This is a genomic window from Streptomyces sp. Je 1-4 4N24, assembly GCF_026239515.1.
Classification (GTDB): domain Bacteria; phylum Actinomycetota; class Actinomycetes; order Streptomycetales; family Streptomycetaceae; genus Streptomyces; species Streptomyces nigrescens.
On sequence record NZ_CP110836.1, the window covers coordinates 2352084 to 2376120 of the forward strand.

Annotated in this window: 21 protein-coding genes; 4 read left to right on the top strand and 17 right to left on the bottom strand. The window is 70.8% G+C overall.

The genetic code is table 11. The annotated features are described in order from the left end of the window. Positions 1–72: 72 nt before the first annotated feature. Together SLV14N_RS09940 and SLV14N_RS09945 are read right to left on the bottom strand one after the other, a co-directional pair. Positions 73–2124, bottom strand: coding sequence for an APC family permease (locus SLV14N_RS09940; RefSeq protein ID WP_208680640.1), 2052 nt, complete (start codon positions 2122–2124; stop codon positions 73–75). Between the two features lie 380 nt (positions 2125–2504). Further along, positions 2505–4478 carry an NAD(P)-binding protein gene (locus SLV14N_RS09945; protein WP_208687802.1) on the bottom strand — a complete coding sequence of 658 codons (1974 nt, stop codon included), beginning with the start codon at positions 4476–4478 and terminating at the stop codon, positions 2505–2507. 329 nt (positions 4479–4807) lie between these two features. On the opposite strand from SLV14N_RS09945, the gene SLV14N_RS09950 reads away from it, so the two are divergent. Together SLV14N_RS09950 and SLV14N_RS09955 are read left to right on the top strand one after the other, a co-directional pair. Further along, entirely contained in the window at positions 4808–5476 is a 669-nt protein-coding gene (locus tag SLV14N_RS09950) for a TrkA family potassium uptake protein (protein WP_018093582.1), read from the top strand. After that, entirely contained in the window at positions 5473–6144 is a 672-nt protein-coding gene (locus SLV14N_RS09955) for a TrkA family potassium uptake protein (RefSeq protein WP_030088864.1), read from the top strand. The genes SLV14N_RS09950 and SLV14N_RS09955 overlap by 4 nt, the downstream gene beginning before the upstream one ends. 123 nt (positions 6145–6267) lie before the next feature. Here the strand turns inward: SLV14N_RS09955 and SLV14N_RS09960 are convergent, their stop codons facing one another. From SLV14N_RS09960 to SLV14N_RS09975, 4 genes are all read right to left on the bottom strand, one after another. Further along, a complete protein-coding gene (locus tag SLV14N_RS09960; protein ID WP_208680641.1) occupies positions 6268–7152 on the bottom strand; it encodes a DUF3159 domain-containing protein in 885 nt (294 codons plus the stop codon). Between the two features lie 3 nt (positions 7153–7155). Next, on the bottom strand, positions 7156–7554 hold the full coding sequence (locus SLV14N_RS09965) for an OB-fold nucleic acid binding domain-containing protein (protein WP_018093579.1): 399 nt from the start codon (positions 7552–7554) through the stop codon (positions 7156–7158). 89 nt (positions 7555–7643) lie between these two features. Beyond that, positions 7644–8327 (bottom strand): response regulator, encoded by a 684-nt coding sequence (locus SLV14N_RS09970; RefSeq protein WP_018093578.1) that lies wholly within the window; start codon positions 8325–8327, stop codon positions 7644–7646. Positions 8328–8406: 79 nt separating this feature from the next. Then, positions 8407–10959: a sensor histidine kinase KdpD gene (locus tag SLV14N_RS09975; protein WP_208680642.1), complete on the bottom strand. Its 2553-nt coding sequence runs from the start codon at positions 10957–10959 to the stop codon at positions 8407–8409. A 692-nt stretch (positions 10960–11651) separates the two neighbouring features. On the opposite strand from SLV14N_RS09975, the gene SLV14N_RS09980 reads away from it, so the two are divergent. After that, positions 11652–12215: a GNAT family N-acetyltransferase gene (locus SLV14N_RS09980; protein WP_259670219.1), complete on the top strand. Its 564-nt coding sequence runs from the start codon at positions 11652–11654 to the stop codon at positions 12213–12215. Positions 12216–12351: 136 nt separating this feature from the next. Here SLV14N_RS09980 and SLV14N_RS09985 read toward each other — a convergent pair whose 3' ends face one another. The 8 genes from SLV14N_RS09985 to SLV14N_RS10020 all read right to left on the bottom strand — a co-directional run bounded on the left by SLV14N_RS09985 (position 12352) and on the right by SLV14N_RS10020 (position 20543). Then, positions 12352–13041, bottom strand: a complete 690-nt coding sequence (locus tag SLV14N_RS09985) for an ABC transporter ATP-binding protein (RefSeq protein ID WP_259670736.1) — start codon at positions 13039–13041, stop codon at positions 12352–12354. Positions 13042–13695: 654 nt separating this feature from the next. Next, the gene (gene kdpC / locus SLV14N_RS09990; RefSeq protein ID WP_263269070.1) at positions 13696–14373 is read right to left on the bottom strand and encodes a potassium-transporting ATPase subunit KdpC; all 678 of its coding nucleotides are present in this window, start codon (positions 14371–14373) and stop codon (positions 13696–13698) included. Beyond that, positions 14370–16469 (bottom strand): potassium-transporting ATPase subunit KdpB, encoded by a 2100-nt coding sequence (gene kdpB, locus SLV14N_RS09995; protein WP_263269071.1) that lies wholly within the window; start codon positions 16467–16469, stop codon positions 14370–14372. Before kdpB ends, kdpC begins: the two co-directional genes overlap by 4 nt. A gap of 32 nt (positions 16470–16501) precedes the next feature. Further along, entirely contained in the window at positions 16502–18217 is a 1716-nt protein-coding gene (gene kdpA / locus SLV14N_RS10000; protein WP_208687805.1) for a potassium-transporting ATPase subunit KdpA, read from the bottom strand. A gap of 31 nt (positions 18218–18248) precedes the next feature. Continuing rightward, positions 18249–18338, bottom strand: a complete 90-nt coding sequence (gene kdpF, locus SLV14N_RS10005) for a K(+)-transporting ATPase subunit F (RefSeq protein ID WP_116214304.1) — start codon at positions 18336–18338, stop codon at positions 18249–18251. A 324-nt stretch (positions 18339–18662) separates the two neighbouring features. Beyond that, positions 18663–19430, bottom strand: coding sequence for a DUF3710 domain-containing protein (locus SLV14N_RS10010; protein ID WP_208680645.1), 768 nt, complete (start codon positions 19428–19430; stop codon positions 18663–18665). A 1-nt stretch (position 19431) separates the two neighbouring features. Beyond that, positions 19432–19953, bottom strand: coding sequence for a dUTP diphosphatase (dut, locus tag SLV14N_RS10015; RefSeq protein ID WP_208680646.1), 522 nt, complete (start codon positions 19951–19953; stop codon positions 19432–19434). Then, entirely contained in the window at positions 19950–20543 is a 594-nt protein-coding gene (locus SLV14N_RS10020; RefSeq protein WP_263269072.1) for a PaaI family thioesterase, read from the bottom strand. Before SLV14N_RS10020 ends, dut begins: the two co-directional genes overlap by 4 nt. A gap of 58 nt (positions 20544–20601) precedes the next feature. Between SLV14N_RS10020 and SLV14N_RS10025 the strand changes: the two genes are divergently transcribed. Then, a complete protein-coding gene (locus SLV14N_RS10025) occupies positions 20602–21045 on the top strand; it encodes a DUF3093 domain-containing protein (protein ID WP_208680648.1) in 444 nt (147 codons plus the stop codon). A gap of 22 nt (positions 21046–21067) precedes the next feature. On the opposite strand, the gene SLV14N_RS10030 is transcribed toward SLV14N_RS10025, so the two are convergent. From SLV14N_RS10030 to SLV14N_RS10040, 3 genes are all read right to left on the bottom strand, one after another. Further along, positions 21068–21844, bottom strand: coding sequence for a hypothetical protein (locus SLV14N_RS10030; RefSeq protein WP_208680649.1), 777 nt, complete (start codon positions 21842–21844; stop codon positions 21068–21070). A gap of 101 nt (positions 21845–21945) precedes the next feature. Further along, on the bottom strand, positions 21946–22248 hold the full coding sequence (locus SLV14N_RS10035) for a DUF4193 domain-containing protein (RefSeq protein WP_003982531.1): 303 nt from the start codon (positions 22246–22248) through the stop codon (positions 21946–21948). 526 nt (positions 22249–22774) lie between these two features. After that, a complete protein-coding gene (locus tag SLV14N_RS10040; protein ID WP_263269073.1) occupies positions 22775–24037 on the bottom strand; it encodes a cell wall metabolism sensor histidine kinase WalK in 1263 nt (420 codons plus the stop codon).

A 24037-nucleotide genomic window follows, 5' to 3' on the forward strand; every position in this document is an offset into this window, starting at 1 on the left:
GTCGCCCCGGCACGGCCACCGCCCCCGGGCGGGGCACCGGCGGCGCCCCGCCCTCTCGCCCCATGGCAGCCGCTACTTCGTGGTGGCTGCCTTTTCCTTCTTCGGCTGGGCGACCGGGCCGCGGCGGACCGCGCCCGGAGCGTTCCACTCGGCGCGCTTGCGGGCGCGCTTCTTGGCGGCCTCGGAGGAGTCCAGCTGCCAGGGCACGGAGGTGACCATGACGCCGGGGGTGAAGAGGAGGCGTCCCTTGAGGCGGAGTGCGGACTGGTTGTGGAGGAGGTGTTCGTACCAGTGGCCGACGACGTACTCCGGGATGTAGACGGAGACGGCGGCGCGCGGGCTCTGCCGGCGCAGCGACTTCACATAGTCGATGATCGGCCGGGTGATCTCGCGGTACGGGGAGGCCAGGACCTTCAGCGGCACCTCGATGCCGCGGCGCTCCCACTCCTCCCGCAGGGCCTTGGTGTCGGCCTGGTCGACGTCCACGCTGACCGCTTCGAGGGTGTCGGAGCGCATCAGCTTGGCGTAGTTCAGGGCGCGCAGGGTGGGCTTGTGCACCTTGGAGACCAGGACGAGGGAGTGCACCCGGGAGGGGCGGACCACATCGTCGTCGGGGGTGTCCTCGGCGGCGATCTCGTCGGCGACCCGGTCGTAGTGGCGGCGGATCGCGGACATCGTCACGAAGAAGATGACCATGCCGAGCAGGGCGACCCAGGCACCGTGGGTGAACTTCGTCAGGAGGACGACCACGAGGACCAGGCCGGTGAAGAAGGCGCCGAAGGCGTTGATGGCGCGCGAGCGGTGCATACGGCGGCGCTTGGCGGGGTCCTTCTCGGTGATCAGATGGCGGTTCCAGTGACGGACCATGCCGATCTGGCTGAGCGTGAAGGAGACGAAGACGCCGACGATGTAGAGCTGGATGAGGCGGGTGGAGTCCGCACCGTAGAGGTAGACCAGGACCGCGGCGGCGCCGGCCAGCAGGACGATGCCGTTGGAGAACGCCAGGCGGTCGCCGCGGGTGTGCAGCTGGCGCGGCAGATAGCGGTCCTGGGCGAGGATCGAGCCGAGCAGCGGGAAGCCGTTGTAGGCGGTGTTGGCGGCCAGGAACAGCACCAGCGCGGTGGCGGCGGCGAGCACGACGAACAGCAGGCTGCCCTTGCCGAAGACCGCCTCGGCCACCTGCGAGATGACCGGGTTCTGGGTGTAGTCGGCGCCGACCGGCTTGCCGTGGTCGAGCAGGTCCTTGGCGGGGGTCTCGGCCATCCGGACGTTGGTGGCCATCGCCAGGCCGATGATGCCGCAGAACATGGTGACGGCCAGCCCGCCCATGAGGGCCAGGGTGGTCGCGGCGTTCTTGGACTTCGGCTTGCGGAAGGCCGGCACACCGTTGGAGATCGCCTCGACGCCGGTGAGCGCGGCACAGCCGGAGGAGAAGGCGCGCAGCATCAGGAAGATCAGGGCGAAGCCGGCCAGGCCGCCCTGCTCGGCGTGGATGGTGTAGTCGGCGGTGGGGGCCTTCATGGTGTCGCCCATGACGGCGCCGCGGATCACACCCCAGATGATCATGATGAAGACGCCGGCCACGAAGACATAGGTCGGGATCGCGAAGAGCTTGCCCGATTCCTTGACGCCGCGCAGGTTCATCAGCGTCAGCAGCACGATGATGCCGATCGCGCACAGGGTCTTGTGCTCGACGACGAACGGGATCGCGGAGCCCAGGTTCTCCACTCCGGAGGAGATGGAGACGGCGACGGTCAGCACATAGTCGACGAGCAGGGCGCTGGCGACGGTGAGACCGGCCTTGGGACCGAGGTTGGTGTTGGCCACCTCGTAGTCGCCGCCGCCGCTCGGGTAGGCGTGCACGTTCTGCCGGTACGACGCGACGACGGTGAACATCAGCACCACGACCGCGACCGCGATCCAGGGGCTGAAGCTGTACGCAGACACACCCGCGACGGACAGGACGAGCAGCACCTCGCCCGGCGCATAGGCCACGGAGGACAGCGGGTCGGAGGCGAAGACGGGGAGTGCGATGCGCTTGGGAAGCAGGGTTTCCCCGAGCTTGTCGCTGCGCAGTGCGCGCCCGATCAAGATCCGTTTGGGCACGTCGGTCAGTTTGGACACGCAGAGGATGCTAAGCCTTCGTCAAGGTCTGCGCCCACCCGCTCCCCGCACGGTCTGCGGCGAGGAGGAGCAGAGCGGGGCGGCCGGGGCGCGTCCGGCCTGCTGAGGGGCGCACCACAGGCCACGCCTCCACAGGATCCGCACGTCACGCGCACGTCACGCCCCCGCCAGGGCGCCGCGAGGACGCTGTCAGGGCGCCTTCGTGGCATTCGTCACGGGGAGGCCGGTGCCGTCACAGGGCGCGACGGCGGTATCACAGCGAGGTGGCGGAGCGGTCGGGGGCGGGTGGGCAGGGGCCCTCGTGGCCGGGCGTGTGGTGGGCGCCGCGGCGTCGGCCGGCGGGGATCGGTCCCGCCCCCGGCCGCTCCTGCCGGGCGCGGTCACTCCTGCCGGACGCTGCTCGGCCGGGCCGCGGCCGCCGGCGGGTTACGGACGTGCAGGTCGCCCAGCCCCTGCCGGGTGGCGACCAGCAGCACCCGGTCCTGCGGCCGCAGGACATAGTCGTCGCCGAGCTCGTGCACCAGCTGCGCCAGGGTGCGCTCCTCGGCCGGCGGGGGCGCGGCGGCGGTACCCGCGGCGTCCGGCTCCGGGTCGTCGGGTGCGGAGGTGTCGACCGCCAGCACCCGCAGCCGCCCCGGCCGGAGCACCTCGGCGACCGTACGGCCCTCCAGCGCGGCATGGCCCCGTGCCTCCACCCGGGCGATCAGCAGGACCCGGCGCTCGACCGGAATGGCCCCGAGGATCTGGCGCCCCATCATCGCGCCGGCGAAGGCGGGCGCGGCCAGGTAGGTGACGCTCCGGCTGCGGGTCAGCGCCCCCGGGTGCGCGGCGCGCAGGGTGCGGTAGACGGCGGTGGCGAACCGGTCGTCGAACAGCCGCAGTGTCACCCGTAGCCGGGGACTGACCGAACGGGCGTAGAGAGCGGCCTCCAGATTCGTGGTGTCCTCGCTGGTCAGGGCGAGCAGAGTGGCCGCACGGTCGATCATTGCGGATTCCAGGACGCCTTCCTGTGTGACGTCCCCCAGGACGGTCGGCACCCGTAGCCGGCGGGCCAGGGCAACGCCCCGTGCCTCCGGGTCCCCCTCGATGCACACCACGGGGATGCCCATCTCGTGCAGCCGCGCCAGTACCCGGGTGCCGACCTTGCCGAGGCCCAGCAGCACCACATGGCCCGACAGCCCGCGCGGCGGACGGCGCAGCGCCGAGGCGCTGCGGAAGGTGCCGAGCCCCTCGAACGCCGCCGCGACCAGCACCGGCAGCAGCAACAGCCCGGTCAGTCCGGACAGCAGCTGCAGCACCTTGCGGGGCGCCGGATCGTTGATCGCCGGCTCGTTGATCGCGAAGAGGTCCAGCAGCGAGAGGTAGACGGCGTGCACCGGGTCCTCGCCCATGGTCAGGGAGGATGCGACGGCCAGCGCCAGGACCGCACCGACGACCCCGGCCAGGGACCAGCGCAGCCGCCGGGAGAAGAGGGACGCGAGCGGGGCGCCCCGGCCACGGAGCCATCGGCGGCGTACCGGCCGGCCCGTATAGGAGACGGTCTCCAGGACGACGGTGCCGCAGCCGACGGCGGCCGCGGCCGCGGCATCGTCCGGCAGGAGGACGGGCCCCTCGTCACCGGACGCCGAACCGGGCGCGTCCGCCGGGTCGTTGGCGGACGCGGAGAGCAGCGCCAGGGTGCACAACCCGGGGTCGCCGGGCCGGCCGGGCGGCACCGGCGTACGCTCCGTGGCCCGTAGCAGCAGCCCGTCCGCCTCGATGACCTTGCTGGTGCCGGCGACCGCGGCGCCCGCCAGCGCGGGGGCCACGGTGTCGGCGTCGGACAGCACGGTCGTGGAGGCGTCGACGCCCTGCGCGTCCCCGCCCTCTTCTAAGTCCAGCGCGGCGACCGCCGCCGCCTGGTCGAGCAACTCCTCCAGATGCTGGCCGAGTTTGCGGTTGTAGAGCCGGATGACCAGCCGCAGCCGGGGGTTGAGACGGCGGGCGCGCAACGCGGCATGGATGTTGAGCTCATCGTCGTCGTAGACCAGTGCCAGCGCGCCCGCCCCGGCGATGCCGGCCTCGCGCAGTGCCGCGTCGTCCGGCTGTGCCGCCTCCAGGATCCGTACCGTCTCCTCCGGTGGCTCCGCACCGTCCCCGGGCGCCTCGGACCCCGGCGACGACGGACGCACCATCGCCGCCGACATCCGGCCCAGCAGCGCGCCGGCCCGGCCGAGCGCGCGGGCCGGCGGCGGAATGCGGGGGCGGTGCGGCTCCCGGGCGGAGGGGACGACGAGCGTCACCCGTTCGCCGTAGACGTCCCGGAGTTCGGCGGCCAGACGATGGGCCAGCGCATCGTCACCGCAGACCACCATGTGCGAGATGTAGGAGCCCTGTTGGGGCTGGAGAGGCAGGTTGGGCACACCTCGTAGCGTGCCTTACGGGCCCGGCGCGGCGCAGCCCGGCGCGGGATGCCGTCGCACCGGCGGTGCGGATCCGCTGTGGACCACTGCCCACCGCGCCCCCTACCGGAACCGCCATTACGGCTACGGTTGTACCGGACCACGGTGCGCCCGGCGCTCCCGCAGACGCACCCGGTCCTGTCACGAGCCGTGGCCTCGTGTCGCCGGTACTGGGAGAAGAAGGTAGTGAGCAGGGTGTTTGTGCAGGTCAGCGCGCTAGTACAGGGCACGGGGTAATCAGCATGCACATCGTCATCATGGGGTGCGGGCGGGTGGGCTCCGCGCTCGCGCAGACCCTGGAGAGCCAGGGTCACACCATCGCGGTGGTCGACCAGGACCCGACCGCGTTCCGCCGCCTGGGCTCGTCCTTCGGCGGCCGCCGGGTGACCGGCGTCGGCTTCGACCAGGACACTCTGCGCGAGGCCGGTATCGAGGAGGCGGGTGCCTTCGCGGCCGTCTCCAGTGGTGACAACTCGAACATCATCGCCGCCCGGGTGGCCCGCGAGATGTTCGGTGTCGAGAATGTCGCGGCCCGTATTTACGACCCTCGCCGCGCCGAGGTCTACCAGCGCCTGGGCATCCCCACCGTCGCCACCGTCCGCTGGACGGCCGACCAGATGCTGCGCCGGCTGCTGCCGTCGGGCGCCGAACCGCTGTGGCGCGACCCGAGCGGCGGCGTCCAGCTCGCAGAGGTGCACACCGCCGCCTCCTGGGTGGGGCACAAGATCAGCACCCTGCAGGAGGAGACCGGCGTCCGCGTCGCCTTCCTCACCCGACTGGGCGAGGCCATGCTGCCGACCTCGCAGACGGTGCTGCAGGAAGGCGACCTGGTGCACGTGATGATGCGCACCGACGAGGTCGAGAAGGTCGAAGCGGCATTCGCCACGGGTCCTGAGGGGGCGCACGCATGAGGGTCGCAATCGCGGGCGCGGGCGCGGTGGGCCGTTCCATCGCGGGCGAGCTGCTGGAGAACGGTCACGAGATCCTGCTGATCGACAAGGCGCCGACCGCCATCTCGGTCGAGCGGGTGCCGCTGGCGGAGTGGCTGCTGGCCGACGCCTGCGAGATCACCTCGCTCGACGAGGCGGCGCTGCAGCGCTGCAACGTCGTCATCGCGGCGACCGGCGACGACAAGGTCAACCTCGTCGTCTCGCTGCTCGCCAAGACCGAGTACGGCGTGCCGCGGGTGGTCGCGCGGGTCAACAACCCGAAGAACGAGTGGCTGTTCAACGAGTCCTGGGGCGTCGATGTCGCGGTCTCCACACCGCGTCTGATGTCGGCCCTGGTCGAGGAGGCGGTGAGCGTCGGCGATCTCGTACGGCTGCTGCGCTTCAGCCACGGTGACGCCAACCTCGTCGAGCTGACGCTGCCCCCGGAGGCCGCGCTGGCCGGTACCCGGGTCGGCGATGTCGAGTGGCCCGAGGACACCTCCCTGGTCACGATCATCCGCGGTACGCGGGTGCTCACGCCCAACAAGGAGGACGCGCTGGAGGCCGGCGACGAGCTGCTGTTCGTGGCGGCGCAGTCGCGCGAGGAGCAGCTGGAGGATCTGCTGTCGGTGCGGCGCGAGGACGCGTAGCGCCGGCCGGCGGGGGCGCCCGGGCAGCCGTCCGGCGCCGGGGCGCACCCGCCGGTGATAACGACGCCGGGGCCCGGGAACCAAGCGGTTCCCGGGCCCCGGCGTTCGTGTGGGTGCCTGCTGTCAGCGGCGGTGGCGCGGTCCGCGCGGACGCTCCGTGGCGGCCTCCGCGGCGCTCCCGGCCGTCAGATCCGGAGGGAGGTCGACGGCGGCCCGGTCGAGCGTCTCGCGCTCGCCGCGGCGCCGCTCCTCGGCCTCCTGCTCGGCCTTCTCCTTCGCCTCCATCTCCGCGAAGACATCGATCGGCGCCGGCGCCTTCGCCAGGAAGACCCAGGTGAGATAGACCGCCAGCAGGAACGGTGGGATCTTCAGCGCGATCAGTACCCAGCCGAGCTGGGTGGTGTCCGCCCACCAGTACAGCGGGAAGAGGATCGCGCACTTGCCGAGCAGGATCAGCCCCCAGGCCCAGCTGGCCTTCGCGTAGGCCTTCTTCCGGCCCGGGTTGCGGGTGCGCCAGGAGAGGTTCTCCTTGAACACCGGTCCCAGGATCAGCCCGATCAGCGGGACGCCGGCGAGCGTGGTGAGGATGTAGGCGAAGGCCAGCCCGAGGGTGTAGAGCATGCCCGGCAGATAGAAGTCCTTGGCGTTGCCGGTCATCATCGCGAAGACCACGCCGAAGGCCACCCCGAAGACGCCGCTGAAGGCGTGCTTGACGGTGTCCTTGCGGATCAGGCGGGCGGCTGCCAGCACCAGCGAGACGGCCAGCGCGGCGATCGCCGAGAGGTGCAGGTCCTTGTTGATCGTGAAGATCGTGACGAACAGCAGGCCGGGGGCGACGGTCTCCACCATGCCGCGCACCCCGCCGAACGCCTCGAACAGCGCCGCCTCGGTCACCTGCCTGCCGTCGGCGGCTCCGTCGGCGCCCGGGTCGGGCGAGGCGGATGAGGTTCCTGCGGAGGCGTCGTGGTCGGCGTGCGCGTCAGTGGTCGGTCGGTCGTAAGACGTCACCGGCTACTCCTGTCCGAGCGGTCGGAGTTCGTACTTCGGATTGAAGAGCACCCGGCGTCCATGGCTCAACGAGACCCGGCCCGAGGCGATGAGCTTGCGGCCCGGCTCTATCCCGACGATGGAGCGGCGTCCGAGCCACACCACGTCGAGCGCGGCGGTGCCGTCGAACAGCTCCGCCTCGAGTGCGGGCACACCGGCGCGTGGCCGCAGCGTGACATGCCGCAGGGTGCCGGTGACCTTCACTATCTGCCGGTCGTCACAGTCGCAGATACGGGTGCATCCCGCGTCCTGCGCATCCTGTTGCAGCTCGGCGGACTGCAGCTCCTCCTCGGAGGAGGACAGCCTGTCGAGCAGCCGGCGGAAGCGTCCGGCCGGCTTCTCGGATCGGGTCCCAGCACTCATGGCCCCAGCGTACCGGTGGCCGGGTCCCGGGATCACGGCCCGCACACGGAGTTCGTCCCCACCGAACAACCCGCGTCCGGCCGCCGGCGCTACTGCTCGAACCGGTAGCCCATCCCCGGCTCCGTGATGAAGTGCTTCGGATGCGAGGGGTCGCTCTCCAGCTTGCGGCGGAGCTGGGCCATGTACACCCGCAGATAGTTGGTCTCGGTGCCGTACGAGGGGCCCCAGACCTCCTGGAGCAGCTGCTTCTGGCTGACCAGCCGGCCCGCGTTGCGGACCAGGACCTCCAGCAGATGCCACTCGGTGGGGGTCAGCCGGATGTCCCGGCCGCCGCGGTTGACCTTCTTCGCGGCGAGATCGACGGAGAAACCTTCCGTCTCCACGATCACCTCGTCCTCGGCCGGCCCGGTCGGCTCGGCCCGGCGCACCGCCGCCCGTAGCCGGGCCAGCAGCTCGTCCATGCCGAACGGCTTGGTGACGTAGTCGTCCGCGCCCGCGTCCAGCGCCTCCACCTTCTCGTCGGAGGTCTGCCGGGCGGAGAGCACCAGGATCGGCACCCGTGTCCAGCCCCGCAGCCCCTTGATCACCTCGACCCCGTCCATATCGGGCAGGCCGAGGTCAAGGACGATGACATCGGGGTGGCGGGCGGCGGCGAGTTTGAGGGCGGTGGCCCCGTCGGGGGCGGCGTCGACCTCGTACTTGCGCGCCTTCAGGTTGATCACGAGGGCGCGCACGATCTGCGGCTCGTCATCGACCACAAGCACCCGGTTCACTGGCGTTCTCCTCGTGGTGTCGTCTCCCGGCGGGCCGGGCCCGCCGGGCGTGGGATGAGGGGGCTCCGTGCGGCCCGGCTCATGTGGTGGCCTGGGCGGGAAGATCGGGCCTGGCCGGCGGGCGGCCGGGCGCGGCCCGGAGGGTCAGGACCATGGTCATCCCGCCTCCGGGGGTGTCCTCGGCGGCGAGCGTGCCGCTCATCGCCTCCGCGAAACCGCGCGCCACGGCCAGTCCCAGGCCCACCCCGGCACCGCGCGGAGCGTCACCGTAGCGCTGGAAGGGCTCGAAGATCCGGTCCTTGGCGCTGTCCGGCACCCCCGGGCCGCGGTCGGCGATGCGCAGCTCCACCCGGTCGCCGAGCGCACTGGCCGAAACCAGCACCGCCGCACCGTCTGGGCTGTACTTCACGGCGTTCTCGACGAGATTGGCGACCGCGCGTTCCAGCAGCCCCGGATCGACGGCGACGATCGGCAGCTCCTCGGGGATGTCGAGGGTGACGCTGCCCTCCGGGACGCCGCCGAGCGCCATCGGCACCACCTCGTCGAGGTCGATCTCCCGGATCAGCGGGGTGACCGTGCCGGTCTGCAGCCGGGACATGTCCAGAAGATTGCCGACGAGATGGTCCAGCCGGTCGGCGCCCGCCTCGATGCCGGCCAGCAGCTCCGCCTCGTCCTCCTGGGACCAGGCGACGTCGTCGGAGCGCAGGGAGGTGACGGAGGCCTTGATGCTCGCCAGCGGGGTCCGCAGGTCATGGCTGACGGCGGCCAGCAACGCGGTCCTGATGCGGTTGCCCTCGGCCAGCTCCCGGGCCCGCTCCGCCTCGCCCACCAGCCGCTGCCGGTCCAGGACGACGGCGGCCTGGGCGGCGAACGCGGCCAGCACCCGGCGGTCCTCGGCGGGCAGTACCCGGCCGGTCAGCGCCAGCGCCATGTGGTCGCCCACGGGCATGTCGACATCGGCGTCCTCGGGGCGCAGCAGCGGCTTGCCGTGATCCGTACCGGCCCGGCCCGCACAGGTCCACGGCTCGACATCGCCGGCCCGCTCCAGCAGCGCCACCGTCTCCATCCCGAAGGTCTCGCGTACCCGCTCCAGCAGGGCGTCCAGGGTCGTCTCACCGCGCAGCACACTGCCCGCGAGGAAGGACAGGATCTCCGACTCGGCGCGCAGCCTGGCGGCCTGATGGGTGCGGCGGGCGGCGAGATCCACTACGGAGGCGACCGAGACGGCCACCGCGAAGAAGATCACGATGGCGACGAGGTTCTGGGGGTCGCTGACCGTGAGGGTGTGGGTGGGCGGGGTGAAGTAGAAGTTCAGCAGCAGCGAGCCGACCGCGGCCGACGCCAGCGCCGGCAGCTGCCCGCCGAGCAGCGCGGCGACGACCGTCAGGAAGAGGAAGAGCAGGACGTCGTTGGCCAGGCCGGGTCCGTTCGCCATGCTCGTCAGCAGCAGCGAGAGCAGGACGGGTCCGACGACGCCGACGAGCCAGCCGGCGATGATCCGGGTCCGCCCCAGCCGCGCACCGCGCGCCACCGGCAGCCCCCGGCCCTTGGCGACCTCGTCATGGGTGACGATGTGCACATCGAGATCGGGCCCGGACTCGCGGGCGACCGTCGCGCCCACCCCCGGCCCGAAGATGTACTGCCAGGCCTTGCGGCGACTGGAGCCCAGCACGATCTGGGTGGCGTTGACCCCCCGCGCGAACTCCAGCAGTGCGCTCGGTATGTCGTCGCCGATGACGTGATGAAACGTCCCGCCGAGGTCCTCCACCAGGGTGCGCTGGACGGCGAGTTCCTTGGGCGAGGCCGAGGTCAGCCCGTCGCTGCGCGCTATGTAGACGGCGAGCACCTCGCTGCCCGATCCCTTGGCCGCCATCCGGGCCGCGCGGCGGATCAGCGTGCGCCCCTCCGGCCCGCCGGTCAGTCCGACGACGATGCGCTCCCGCGCCTGCCAGGTGGAGCGGATCGAATGCTCCGCGCGGTACTCCTGCAGATACTCGTCCACCCGGTCGGCGACCCACAGCAGCGCCAGCTCGCGCAGCGCCGTGAGGTTGCCCGGCCGGAAGTAGTTGGACAGCGCGGCGTCCACCTTGTCGGGCTGGTAGATGTTGCCGTGCGCCATACGACGGCGGATCGCCTGGGGCGACATGTCGACCAGCTCGATCTGATCGGCCCGGCGGACGATCTCGTCCGGTACGGTCTCGCGCTGCCGCACACCCGTTATGGACTCGACGACATCCCCGAGCGACTCCAGATGCTGGATGTTCACCGTCGAGATCACATGGATCCCGGCTTCCAGCAGCTCCTCGATGTCCTGCCAGCGCTTGCCGTTGCGCGAGCCGGGAACATTGGTGTGCGCCAGCTCGTCGACCAGCGCCACGGCCGGCCCGCGCTCCAGGACCGCGTCCACGTCCATTTCGGTGAAAACCGTGCCGCGGTACTCCAGCTCCCGGCGCTGGATCTGCTCCAGCCCGTGCAGCATGACCTCCGTACGGGGCCTGTCGTGGTGCTCGACGAACGCCACGACGACATCCGTCCCCCGCTCCACACGCCGGTGCGCCTCGGACAGCATCGCGTACGTCTTGCCGACGCCCGGTGCCGCGCCGAGATATATCCGTAGCTTGCCGCGTGCCATGGCCCCATTGTCTTACGTGAAGGCCGCCCCCACCGGGCTGAACCTGCTGCGACCCTACCGACCGAACAAGGGGACAAAAGGTGCAGTTGACTGCTTCGGGGCGGGTCTTGACGCGACTCTGATACGGGGGGGGTGGGGTGTGGGTGCGTGGGGCGTGGGTGCGTGGGATGTGGGTGCGTGGGATGTCGCGTCGGGTGACCGCGGTCGGGTCCGTGGGGTGGCGCATCGGATGACGGCGAGCGAGGTGGTGAGTCAGCGCGTCAGGTGGCCGCGGTCGGATGCGTGAGGTGGCACGTCGAGTGGCGCCAATCGGGCTGGGGCGGCGGGTCAGGGGGAGCCGGCCCAGGGATGTGGATGAGGTGGAACGGCCGGCCGCGAAGTCGATGCGGCCGGGGCGCGCCCCGTACGGGCACATGCAGGCGGGCGCCGCGCGAAGAGGTACGCGACGCCCGCCGCGCGTCCGGCTGACGGGCCGGACCCGGACGGCGCACACCACGCGCCGCCGGGCGGCGGCTGCCCCGGCGGCGCAGATCGCCCGGTCATGCCCCCATGACACCGGCCGGGGCGGAGGCACACCAGCCCAAGACGCCTTCTCTGACGCTTCCCTGACACCGAATGCCCCCGGGGAAGGTGTGGACCATGGCCGGAATATGCCGTCGCTCGGCCACCGGCCGCCTGCAACGATGCCCCACATGACCGAGGCACATCTGACGACGCCCCGCATGACCGACGTACGCATCGCCCACACCGCCGACCTGGACGCCGCCACCCTCAAGGCGGCCCGCACCCTCCTCTACGACGTCTTCGACGACATGACCGCGGAGGACTGGGAACACTCACTCGGCGGACTGCACGCCCTGATCCACGAGGACGGCGAACTGATCGGCCATGCGTCCGTCGTCCAACGACGCCTGCTGCACGACGGCCGGGCCCTGCGCTGCGGATATGTGGAGGGCGTCGGCGTACGCGCGGACCGGCGCGGCCGCGGCCATGGCGCGGCCCTGATGGACGCCCTGGAGCGGGTGGTGCGCAGCGGCTACGACCTCGGCGCGCTCGGCGCCGCCGACGAAGCCGCGGCCTTCTACGCGGCCCGTGGCTGGCAGCGGTGGCGCGGCCGCTCCTGGGCACTCACCCCGGACGGCATCCAGCGCACCGCCGACGAGGACGGCTGCATCTACGTCCTGCCGACCGCGGCCACCCCGCTCGACCTCGACACCGACCTCACCTGCGACTGGCGCGACGGCGACGTCTGGTGAGACCCGGGAGGGGCGGGTGGGGGCGTCGGCGTGGGCTGGGTGGGCTGGGGGCTGGGTGGAGTGGGCTGGGGGCTGGGTGGGGCGCCCCGGGGCGGAGTGGGATGCCCCCCGGGGCGGGGCCCTCCCCTCCCCCACCTCACCCCACCCCCGGCCCCGCACCCGCCTCCGTGATCACGCCATCGCTCAGCTCCAGGACGCGGTCGGCCAGGCCCAGGAGGTTGGCGTCGTGGGTGGCCACCAGGGCCGTGACGCCCTCGCTGCGGACGACGGCGCGCAGCAGGTCCATCACCTCCATGCCGGTCTCGGCGTCCAGTTGCCCGGTCGGCTCGTCGGCTATGAGCAGGGCGGGCCGGTTGGCGAGCGCGCGGGCGATGGCCACACGCTGCTGCTGACCGCCGGAGAGTTCGCCGGGCCGCTGCTCGGCATGGTCGGACAGGCCCACCAAGGACAGCAGGAGCGCGACGCGGTCCTCACGCTCGCGCGGTGGCACCCTGCGCAGCCGCAGCGGCACCCCGACGTTCTCCGCGGCGCTGAGTATCGGTATCAGCCCGAACGACTGGAAGACGAACCCTATGCGGTCGCGGCGCATCTCCAGCAGCCCGCTCTCGCCGAGGTCGGCCAGCGGTGTCCCGTCGACGGTGATCCGTCCGGAGTCTGGGGTGTCCAGGCCCCCGATGAGGTTGAGAAGGGTCGTCTTGCCCGATCCGGAACGGCCGCGCAGGGCGACCAGTTCGCCCCTCGGGACGCTGCAGGACACCCCGCGCAGGGCATGTACGGCGCCGGCATCGATGCCGTAGCTGCGGTGCAGGTCCTCGACGACGACCATCGGGCCGGCCGCCGGCGGACCGGCGACCGCCACTCCCGTCCTCGTCCCCTCCCCCGGCGCCTCGTGCGCCTCGTGCGCCTCGTGCGCCTCGTTCCGGGCCCTGCTCCTGCGTCGGCTCTCGCCCGACGCGCTTCCCCCGCCATTCATGGTCTGATCCCCCACTCCGTTCACACACCGCTTCCCCCGCGCCGGGCCGGCCACCGCTCTCGAACAAACCCTGCCGCGCCAACTACCCCGGCCTGCCTACACCTTGACCGCCCCTGTCTGCGGACCTCGGGTTGCCTGCCGGTGGCGTCAGTATGCGTACCGCGCGCTTCGGCAGGCAACGCCTGTGGATAACTCTCGGACGGCTCCGCCTCACGCCCCCGGACCGGTCCGGACCAGCTCCGCATCAGCCCCAACTCAGCCCGGGTTCTCCACGTGGGTCAAGGTCTCCCAGCCGACGAAGAGGTTGAGACCTCGTCAGTCACCCTGCACACAACGGCGGTTCGCCGACACCCCCGACACCCCTCGCAGGAAAGGCAGAGCGGCCCCGGGAAGTCTCCCCGGGGCCGCCCCTTCGTGGCGCGCAGCGGCAACGCGACCATCGATCCGGCGCAGCACTGCCGCCCCGCACCGGCCGGCTCAGCCGCGCCCGCGCTCCGTCACCCGCGCTCAGCCCTTGCCTTCGCTCCGCACCAGTTCCTTCAGCGCGATGTTCAGCTCCAGGACGTTCACCCGTGGCTCCCCCAGGAAGCCGAGGGTGCGTCCGTCGGTGTGTTCCTTGACCAGCTTGTCCACCGTGCCGGCGGGGAGGTGGTTCCGCCGGGCGACCGTGGCGGTCTGCAGTTGGGCGTAGACCGGGGAGATGTCCGGGTCGAGGCCGGAGCCGGAGGAGGTGACGGCGTCCGCCGGGACCTTCGACTCGGGGACTCCGTACGTGGCGGAGACCCACTGTCTGCGCTCCTTCACCGCCTTGATGAGGTCGGTGTTGGTGGCGCCCAGGTTGGAGGCGCCGGAGACCTGGAGATCGTACTGGGTGTTGACGCCGTTGGCCTTGTTGCTGCCCAGTCCCGCCGAGGGGCGCGGCTGGAAGTACCTCAGGTCGGGGACGGGATTGCCGTCCTTGTCCTTGCCCTTGTCGTAGCGCTGGCCGATCAGCGAGGAGCCGATGACCTTGCCCTGGTGGCTGACCTCGGAACCGTTGGCCTTATGGGGGAACGCCGCCTGCGCCACTCCGGTGACCACCAGCGGGTAGAGGACGCCGCAGACCACGGTCAGTACGAGCAGGGCGCGCAGGCCCGCCCCGATCAACCGGGCGGTGTTGCGTACGGAGTTGTTCACGGCGGTCACCCGATTCCGGGGAGGAGAGAGAGCAGCAGGTCGATGAGTTTGATGCCGATGAAGGGGGCGATCAGGCCACCGAGTCCGTAGACCGCCAGGTTGCGTCGCAGCATCTTGTCGGCGCTGACGGGGCGGTACCGCACGCCCTTGAGGGCGAGCGGCACCAGGGCGACGATGATCAGCGCGTTGAAGATGATCGCCGAGAGGATCGCGGAGTTGGGGCTGGACAGCCGCATGATGTTGAGGGTGTCCAGGCCCGGATAGGCCACCGCGAACATGGCCGGGATGATCGCGAAGTACTTCGCGACGTCGTTGGCGATGGAGAAGGTGGTCAGCGCACCCCGGGTGATCAGCAGTTGCTTGCCGATCTCGACGATCTCGATGAGCTTGGTCGGGTTGGAGTCCAGGTCCACCATGTTCCCGGCCTCCTTGGCGGCCGAGGTGCCGGTGTTCATGGCCACCCCGACGTCCGCCTGCGCCAGCGCGGGGGCGTCGTTGGTACCGTCGCCGGTCATCGCGACCAGCTTGCCGCCGGCCTGCTCACGCTTGATGAGCGCCATCTTGTCCTCGGGCGTGGCCTCAGCGAGGAAGTCGTCCACGCCCGCCTCGTCGGCGATGGCCTTGGCGGTCAGCGGGTTGTCACCCGTGATCATGACGGTCTTGATGCCCATCTTGCGCAGCTCGACGAAGCGTTCGCGCATCCCGTCCTTGACGACGTCCTTGAGGTGGATGACTCCCAGGACACGGGGGCCGCTCTCGTCCTCCAGGGCGACCAGCAGCGGGGTGCCGCCGGCCTGCGAGATCGCGTCGGTGAGCTGCTGGGCGTCCTCGGCGACCGTGCCGCCGCGCTCCTTGACCCAGGCGAGGACCGAACCGGACGCGCCCTTACGGACCTTGCGCCCGTCGACGTCCACACCCGACATCCGGGTCTGGGCGGTGAAGGCGATCCACTCGGCGTGCTCCAGCTCGCCCTGATGGCGCTCACGGAGACCGTACTTCTCCTTGGCGAGGACGACGATGGAGCGGCCCTCGGGGGTCTCGTCGGCCAGTGAGGACAGTTGGGCGGCGTCCGCGACCTCGGCCTCCGTGGTGCCGCGTACGGGGACGAGCTCGGCGGCCTGGCGGTTGCCGAGGGTGATGGTGCCGGTCTTGTCGAGCAGCAATGTCGATACATCGCCTGCGGCTTCGACGGCGCGGCCGGACATGGCCAGGACGTTGCGCTGCACCAGCCGGTCCATACCGGCGATGCCGATGGCCGAGAGCAGTGCACCGATGGTCGTCGGAATCAGACAGACCAGCAGGGCGAGCAGCACGATCATGGGCTGTTCGGCGCCCGCGTAGATCGCGAACGGCTGGAGGGTGACGACCGCCAGCAGGAAGACGATGGTGAGCGACGCGAGCAGGATGTTCAGCGCGATCTCGTTGGGGGTCTTCTGCCGTGCGGCGCCCTCGACGAGGTTGATCATCCGGTCGATGAAGGTCTCGCCGGGCTTCGTCGTGATCTTGATGACGATGCGGTCGGAGAGCACCTTCGTGCCGCCCGTCACCGCGGAGCGGTCACCGCCGGACTCGCGGATGACCGGGGCCGATTCGCCCGTGATCGCGGACTCGTCGACGGACGCGACGCCTTCGACGACATCACCGTCACCGGGGATGATGTCACCGGCCTCGCAGACGACCAGGTCACCGATGCGCAGCGCGGTGCCGGGCACCTGCTCCTCGGCGTCCCCGTTCAGCCGACGCGCCACCGTGTCGGTCTTGGCCTTGCGCAGGGTGTCGGCCTGCGCCTTGCCGCGGCCCTCGGCGACCGCCTCCGCCAGGTTGGCGAAGATGACGGTCAGCCACAGCCAGAGGGCGATCGCCCAGCCGAACCAGTCCGACGGGGAGGTGCAGGCGAAGACCGTGGTCAGTACGGAGCCGACCTCGACCACGAACATCACGGGGGACTTGGCCATCACCCGTGGGTCGAGCTTGCGCAGCGCGTCCGGGAAGGACTTGATCAACTGCTGGGGGTCGAAGAGACCGCCGCCCACCCGGCCGTCGCCGGGCTGGTGCCCGCTGGGGACGTCCTGGTGCGGAGCGCGCGTCGGTGTGACGGTGGACATGGAGCCGGGCTCCTCCGGTTTCACGGGGGCGGTCATGACAGACCCTCCGCCAGGGGCCCGAGGGCCAGCGCCGGGAAGTAGGTCAGACCGGTGATGATCAGGATCGTGCCGACGAGCAGCCCGGCGAAGAGCGGCTTCTCGGTACGGAGGGTGCCGGCGGTCACCGGGACGGGCCGCTGCTCGGCGAGCGAGCCGGCCAGTGCGAGCACGAACACCATCGGCAGGAAGCGGCCGAGCAGCATCGCCAGACCGATCGTGGTGTTGTACCAGGGGGTGTTGGCGTTGAGGCCGCCGAACGCGGAGCCGTTGTTGTTGGCGCCGGAGGTGAAGGCGTACAACACCTCGGAGAAGCCGTGCGAACCGGCGCCCAGCGCCTTGGTGTTGAGCATCGAGCCCAGTGCGTCCGGCAGCACCATCGAGGCGGCGGTGAAGCCGAGCACCAGTGTCGGGGTGACGAGGATGAAGCAGGCGGCGAGCTTGATCTCGCGGGTGCCGATCTTCTTGCCGAGGTACTCGGGCGTGCGGCCCACCATCAGTCCGGCGATGAACACCGCGATGACCGCCATCACGAGCATGCCGTAGAGGCCGGAGCCGACACCGCCGGGGGCGATCTCGCCCAGCATCATGCCGAGCAGCTGGATGCCCCCGCCGAAGGCCGTGAACGAGGAGTGGAAGGAGTTGACCGCGCCGGTGGAGGTGAGGGTGGTGGCCACCGAGAAGATCGAGGAGCCGCCGACCCCGAAACGGGTCTCCTTGCCTTCCATGGCGGCGCCCGCGGCCTGCAGGGCCGGGCCGCCGTGGGCGAACTCGGTCCACAGCATCAGCGCCGTGAAGCCGAGCCAGATGACGCCCATCGCGGCGAGGACGGCGTAGCCCTGCCTCACGTTCCCGACGAGCTTGCCGAAGGTGCGGGTCAGCGCGAAGGGGATGACGAGGATCAGGAAGATCTCGAAGAGGTTGGTGAAGGCGTCGGGGTTCTCGAAGGGGTGGGCGGAGTTGGCGTTGAAGTAGCCGCCCCCGTTGGTGCCGAGTTCCTTGATGACCTCCTGGGAGGCGACCGCACCGCCGTTGGTCTGCTGGGAGCCGCCCATGAACTGGCCGACCTCATGGATGCCGGAGAAGTTCTGGATGGCGCCGCAGGCGACCAGGACGACGGCGCCGATGACGGCGATCGGGACGAGTACCCGCACGGTGCCGCGGACCAGGTCGGCCCAGAAGTTGCCGAGCTCGCCCGCCCGTATGGGCGTGCCCCCTGCTCGGGCGGAGCCGATTCCCCGGGTGAGGGCGAAACCGCGGACGAGGGCGATGGCGACGGCCATGCCGGTGGCGGCGGAGACGAAGTTCTGCACCGCGAGACCGGCGGTCTGTACGACGTGGCCCATGGCCTGCTCGCCGCTGTAGGACTGCCAGTTGGTGTTGGCGACGAAGGAGGCCGCCGTGTTGAACGCCTGGTCCGGGCTGATCGACGCGAAGCCGAGGGACATCGGCATCCCGCCCTGGAGACGCTGCAGCAGGTAGAGGAGGAGCACGCCCGCCGCGGAGAACGCCAGGACGCTGCGCAGGTAGGCCGGCCAGCGCATCCGGGCGTCCGCATTGGCGCCGATGCAGCGGTAGATGACCTTCTCGGCACGGAGGTGCTTGGGGGAGCTGTAGACGGCGGCCATGTAGTCGCCGAGGGGGCGGTACACCAGGGCCAGCGCCGCGACAAGCGCGGTCAGCTGGAGCACGCCTGCGAGAACGGGGCTCATGTGGCCCGCTGCGGCAGCGGCAGTCGACACCTCAGAACCTCTCCGGGAAGACGAGGGCGAGGATCAGATAGCCGAGCAGGGCGACGGCCACGACCAGGCCGACGATGTTTTCGACGGTCACAGCTTCGCCACCCCCTTGGCGACGAGAGCCACCAGCGCGAAGACCGCGATCGTGACGACGACGAAGGCCGCGTCGGCCATCGTGTGCTCCTCTATGGACGGGCGGACAGGACCCCTAGAGCAAAGCGCCCTTCCCGCCCCGCGTGACCGCCGTTGACGCCTCCCTTACGGCCATTAGCGCTCCGTTGACGGCTTTCTTACGCATCCCGACCTGACCTGCACAAACGGAAGGGCCCGCACCCCCCATCGGGGAGTACGGGCCCTTGTGACCGTCGTGATCCGGCCGTCGCCGGGTGCCTTCCCGCCGCCCGGCGGCCGGATGGTGTCAGCGGATCTCGGTGATCTCCGGTCCGCGCTCCAGACGCTCCACACCGCCGCCGAAGCGCGACTGCTCGACCGGCTCCTGCTGCACACCGTCCGGCACCATCTGGGCGTCGTCCGGCAGCTTCAGGACGATCGGGTCGCGGGGCGCCATCGGGGCATCGCCGCGGATGATCACGGTGTCCCGGAAGATGTGCTCCAGCACGCCCGCGGCCTGCGGCTGCACCGCGCCCTGGCCGGAGATCACACCACGCAGGAACCACCGCGGGCCGTCGACACCGATGAAGCGCACGACCTGCACCCCGTTGGTGCCGTCCGGCAGCTGTACGGGTACCTGGGCGCGCAGCTCCCAGCCCAGCGGGCCCTCGACCTCGTCGATGACCCCGCCCTGCTGGGTGATGCCGGAGGCGATCTCCTCGCGCACCTCGCCCCAGATCCCCTCGTTCTTGGGAGCGGCGAAGGCCTGCAGCTGTACGGCGCTGTCCTGCAGCACCACGGTCGCGGCGACGATGGCGTCACCGGCGACCTCCACCCGGAGTTCCATGCCCTCGACACCGGGCACGAACAGCCCGCCGAGGTCCACCCGGCCCTCGCCGGGCTCGGAGACCTCCGACGCGTCCCAGGGACCGTCGGGACGCGGTGCGGGCGGAAGACTGAGCCGCTGCTGCGCCGCCTCGTCCTCGTCGGCGTCGCTCACCGCTCGCTCGTCGGTGAGCGCGGTGTCCTTGGCCGACTCTTCAGGAGCCTCGTTCTTCTTGCGACGTCCGAACACGTCACTGTCCTTCCCGGTCGGCACCGACCGATGCGTATTCATTCCCGCCCGTGGAGCCGCCCACCGCCGCATGACCGCCGGTGGAACCGAATCCCCCCTCGGCCCGCGCCGAGCCGGGAAGTTCCGCCACCTCGTGGAAGCGCACCTTCTCGACCTGCTGGACGACCAGTTGGGCGATCCGGTCGAATCGTTCGAACCGCACGCTGTCGCGCGGATCCAGATTGACCACGATCACCTTGATCTCTCCACGGTACCCGGCATCCACCGTCCCGGGGGCATTCACCAGCGCCAGTCCGCAGCGCGCGGCCAGCCCCGAGCGCGGGTGCACAAAGGCCGCGTAGCCGTCGGGCAGCGCGATCGACACCCCGGTGGGCAGCACGGCGCGCTCCCCCGGCGCCAGCTCGGCGGCCTCGGTGGTCACCAGATCCACCCCCGCGTCGCCGGGGTGCCCGTACGACGGCACGGGCACCTCCGGGTCCAGCCGGCGCAGCAGCACATCCACCGGATTCCGTACCTGACTCACGGGTTCACCTCGAAGGCACGCGCTCGTTTGACCTGGTCCGGGTCGGCCATCGCCGCCTGGATCTCCTCGGCCCTTCCGTTGTCGATGAAGTGGTCGACCTTCACCTCGATGAAGACGGCCTCGGCGCGCACCGCGACCGGGCCGTCCGGGCCGCCTATGCGCCCCACGGCCGTCGAGTAGATCTTCCTGCCGTGCACGGCGGTGACCCGCGCGTCCAGGTGCAGCACGGTGCCCAGCGGCACCGGCCGTACGAAGTCGGTCTCCAGCCGGCCGGTCACCGCGATCACCCGCAGCAGCCAGTTCAGCGAGCCGAGCGTCTCGTCCAGCGCGGTGGCCAGCACTCCGCCGTGCGCCAGGCCGGGCGCGCCCTGGTGGGCCTCCTTGACGGTGAACTCGGCGGACACGCTCACGGCGTCACCGGCCCGCGCCTCCAGGTGCAGACCGTGGGGCTGACCCGTGCCACAGCCGAAGCACCGGTCGTAGTGCGCGCCGAGGAGTTCTCCGGGTGCCGGCGCCTCGGCATGCCGGACCGGAGCGACGGCGTCCGTCGGTGGCGTCAGCCGTGCTCTGGGTTCGTCAGTTCCACTCACGAGTGCAGACCCTACCCGCGCGCGTAACGGGCCCGCGCCGCCGTGCCAAGCTGGAGCCATGCAGTCGTACGAAGAACGTCTCACCGCGCCCCGGTCCTGGTGGGTGATCGCCGCGCTGATCGGCGTCGCCTGTGCTGTGATGCTGCTGCCCCTGGGGACACTCCCGATGCTCGGCGGACTGATCGGCGGCGCGGCGCTGTCCGCGGTGGCGGTGAGCGCGTACGGCTCGGCGCGGATCCGGGTGGTGGGCGGCGCGCTGATCGCCGGCGACGCGAAGATCCCGGCGACGGCGCTGGGCGAGGCACGGGTGCTGGACGCGGACGAGGCGGTGGCGTGGCGTACGCACAAGGCCGATGCCCGTGCGTTCATGCTGCTGCGCAGCTACATCCGCACCGCGGTGCGGGTGGAGATCACGGACCCGCAGGACCCGACGCCGTACGCCTATCTCTCGACGCGGGAGCCGGAGCGGCTGGTGGCCGCGCTGGCGGCCGTACGCGCCTGACCGGTGGCCGGTGGGGGCTGCTTCAGCCGCCTGCCGGGGGCGGGGGTTCTCCGGTCCGCTCGCCGTCCGTCAGGGCGGCCGGGGCGGAGTCGGGGAGGGCGTCCCAGGGGACCTGCTTCGTGCGCAGGTCCTTACGGACCTTGTCCGCGAGTTTCCGGGTGTCCCTGCGGTTCATGAACGCGCCGACGGAGGCGCCGATCATGAACGGGATTAGGTTGGGGAGGTTGCGCAGCGTGCGCTTCATGATCTGCTGGCGCAGTTCACGCCTCATCTGCATACCGAGGGCGAAGTTCAGCGAGGCCGGTTTCGTGATCTCGACGCCCCGCTCCTCCGTCCAGGACGTCAGATAGGCCATCCCCCGCTGCCGGAAATTGCCCGCGGGCCTCAGGCCGTAGACCTCGTGGAGCTCGGCGATCAGCTTGATCTCGACCGAGGCGACGCCCGTGACCTCGGCGGCCAGCTCGGCCGGCATGGCGGGCGGTACGGGCAGCATCGCTGCCGCGCCGACGCCCGCTCCGACGGTGGCGGTGCCCTTGCAGGCGCCCGCGACGAGCTTGTCGGCCAGGTCCTCGGGGGACAGTCCGGGGAACTGGGCGCGCAGGGTGGCGAGGTCGCGGACCGGGATCCGCGGGGCGAGGTCGATGATCCGGTCGGCGACCACGGCGAGCCCCGCCCGCACCCTGCCGCCGCCTCTTCCGGCACCGCGGCCGAGCATGGCCGCGAGCGAGGCCGTGCGGCCTCGCTCCTGTGGTGCACCGGTCGTCCGCTCCGCGGGGAGGGCGGTCGGGTCGGCGGGCACGGGCGCGGTTTCCTCGCGTGATCGTGCGCCGGCCGCCGGGCCTTCGGCGCCCTTGGGTCCCTTACGGAACGGGTTCACGCCTGCCACGGCGCAGTCCGGTCTCAGGCCGCGCAGTCGCGGCAGATCGGCTGCCCGTTCTTGTCCTCCGCAGCGAGCTGGCTGCGGTGGTGGACCAGGAAGCAGCTCATGCACGTGAACTCGTCCTGCTGCTTGGGCAGCACGCGCACGGCGAGCTCTTCGTTGGACAGGTCAGCGCCCGGCAGCTCCAGGCCCTCGGCCTGCTCGAACTCGTCGACGTCGACGGCCGAGGCGGACTTGTCGTTCCGCCGCGACTTCAGCTCTTCAATGCTGTCCTCGTTGAGGTCGTCGTCGGTCTTGCGTGGGGTGTCGTAATCCGTAGCCATTTTCGCTCTCCCCCTCTGGGTGTCTGCGGTGTCTCAGCGCTCGTAACGCGTGAGAGGCCGGACTTGTGCCCGACCTGAGGCGGAGATTTTGCCTCACATCAAGGTCTGTTACTCAATCGACACCCAACCGCACCCCTGAAGAGGTGATCGGTTTGGATGGCGATCAGGACCGTACACGGTCCGAATGTCGCACCTCGCGCAGCCCATCACCTGTACTTCCCGTGATCTGGCCCCCCGGAAACCCGGACTTCCCCGGCATTCCGGCGGGCATTTTGATCACAGAGGGTAGATGGCCGGAATTTCGCGCCTGTGAGGGATCACACACGCAAAGGCCGGCGGGCGGACCGGTTCAATTCCGCGCAAAGCGAACTCGGCGAAGGATCCACGCCGACCCCCCTTCTCGTCAAACCGGGAGGCGAGGCGGTGTACGGCCGCGAGACGAGCGATCGTACGCACAGATGTCCGACGACTGCCCATGGGGGCGCACAGGGGCTCCAGCGGGCGTACAACCGCCCTCTGGCCTGCATCAGAGCGGCAGGACGACCCGCATGACCAGTCCGCCGCCCTCGCGGGGCCGGGCGGTGATGGTGCCGTCGTGGGCGCGGACCACCGACCGGACGATGGACAGGCCCAGACCGACACCCTTGTCACTGCCCGTGCGCTCGGTCCGCAGCCGCCGGAACGGCTCGAAGAGGTTCTCCACCTCATACGCCGGAACCACCGGCCCCGTATTGGCCACCACCAACACCGCACACCCCGGCTGCGGCTCGGTGACCACCTCCACCCACCCCTCCTCCGGCACGTTGTAGCGCACCGCGTTCTGCACCAGATTCAACGCGATCCGCTCCAGCAGCACACCATTGCCCTGCACCAACACCTGATGACGCACCCCGCGCAGCTCCACCCCCTTGGCATGCGCCTCCTCCCGCGTCTGGTCCACCGCCTGCGCCGCGACCTCCGACAGATCGACCGGCTTCTTGTCCACCACCTTGTTCTCACTGCGCGCCAACAACAGCAGACCCTCCACCAACTGCTCACTGCGCTCATTGGTCGCCAGCAACGTCTTGCCCAGCTGCGCCAGCTCCGGCGACGCCCCCGGATCGGCCAGCTGCACCTCCAACAACGTCCGATTGATCGCCAACGGCGTCCGCAGCTCATGCGACGCATTCGCCACGAACCGCCGCTGCGACTCGAACGCCCGGTCCAACCGGTCCAGCATCTGATCGAACGTGTCCGCCAGCTCCTTCAGCTCATCATCCGGACCCCCCAGCTCGATCCGCCGATGCAGATCCGAACCCGCCACCCGCTGCGCCGTCCGCGTGATCCGCCCCAACGGCGACAACACCCGCCCCGCCATCGCATAACCGAACGCGAACGCCACCACCGTCAGACCGAGCAGGGCCAGCAGGGAGCGGTTGAGGAGGCTGTTGAGCGCCACTGCCCGCTGGTGCTGCAGACAGTTGTTGACGGCTTCCTGGAGCAGCTGTCCGGACGTCTCGGTGGGCAGGTCACAGATGTCACTGGTCGACTGGAACTTGCCGCCGAGGATCTTCAGCGGCAGCGCGCTGCCGTCGTGCAGCGCGTCCGCGGCCAGCATGTAGATGATCGTCAGCAGCACGATGCCGGCCATCAGGAACATGCCGCCGTACAGCAGCGTCAGCCGTATCCGGATCGTGGGGCGCAGCCACGGGAAGGGCCGGACATTGACCGGCCGGGGGTCCCACGTGGGCTTGGGCGGAGCGGACGGCGGGGGGCCGGCCGCCTTGGAGAACGAAGGCAGGGAGGGCAT